The sequence below is a fragment of the Promicromonospora kroppenstedtii DSM 19349 genome (assembly GCF_000515355.1).
Classification (GTDB): domain Bacteria; phylum Actinomycetota; class Actinomycetes; order Actinomycetales; family Cellulomonadaceae; genus Promicromonospora; species Promicromonospora kroppenstedtii.
On record NZ_KI911760.1, the window covers coordinates 142,972 to 143,889 of the forward strand.

2 protein-coding genes are annotated in these 918 nt (G+C 69.6%); both read left to right on the forward strand.

Annotated elements, in window-relative coordinates; translation table 11 throughout:
- The coding region (locus PROKR_RS37690) for an ATP-binding protein (RefSeq protein WP_036970394.1) at positions 1-288 on the forward strand (288 nt) is incomplete at its 5' end.
- A 456-nt stretch (positions 289-744) separates the two neighbouring features.
- On the forward strand, positions 745-918 hold a 174-nt coding region (locus PROKR_RS31995), incomplete at its 3' end, for a 2-oxoglutarate dehydrogenase E1 subunit family protein (protein ID WP_245606004.1).

Here is a 918-nt window from a genome sequence, read left to right on the forward strand (position 1 = left end):
CGGAGCGTCAGCCGCCGGGGCGGCCGGAACCGGGGCGACAAGGGCCGTGCCCCCGCGACCGACGAGTCCCTCGCGGACACGATGAGCGGCGCCGGCGGGACGGTCGGCTCCGGCACCGTCGGGTCGAGCGGCGGCACCGGGATCGGCCTCGCGATCGTCCGCTGGGCGGTAGAGCTGCACGGCGGCCACGTGCAGGTCGTGGACTCCGAGCGGGGCGCGACGATGCGCGTCACCCTCCCCGCACGGGCGCACCCGGCACCGGGTGTGAGCACGACGCACACGGTCTGACCTCGTCCTGCGCCGCGGGCGGCGTCCAGTGGGCGGCGTCTGGTGAGAAACCCAGCAGCCTAGGGCTGCGAGCGGTCGAAACGTGAGACGGAGTCCCGTGATTTCTGTCACAGACGCCAAAGGTTGTCCGTGCGGGGCGAAACCCCGTAACACCATGTTGGGGACTTCCAGGCCGAACGTTGCCCTGGTTTTGCTCTGTGTGCGAGAAACATGACGAACCTACTTCTTTGACACCGGACCCGCCCGCAACACCCGCGTGATCACGCCCCCCCGCGGGGCGCGAAGGGCCTACCCTTGGAGGGTCCGAAAACCATTCGGGCTGTGCGCGCTGTGACCCCTGTACGGCGCGCGACGAACGCAACTGTGGTGAAGGTGGGCGATCCGCGCGTGTCCCCTAAGGCTGGTTCAGAGTCGATCAGCGTGGCGAGCTCGTCATTCGGAGCCAACGAATGGCTTGTGGACGAGCTCTACCAGCAGTACCTGAAGGACAAGAACGCGGTTGACCCCGCGTGGTGGGACTTCTTCGCCGACTACACGCCGGGCGAGAACGGTTCCGCCAAGGAGGGCGCACCGACCGCCCCCGCTTCAGCCCCGACCCCCGCCGCAGCGGCTCCGGCCGCGCCCGCGACG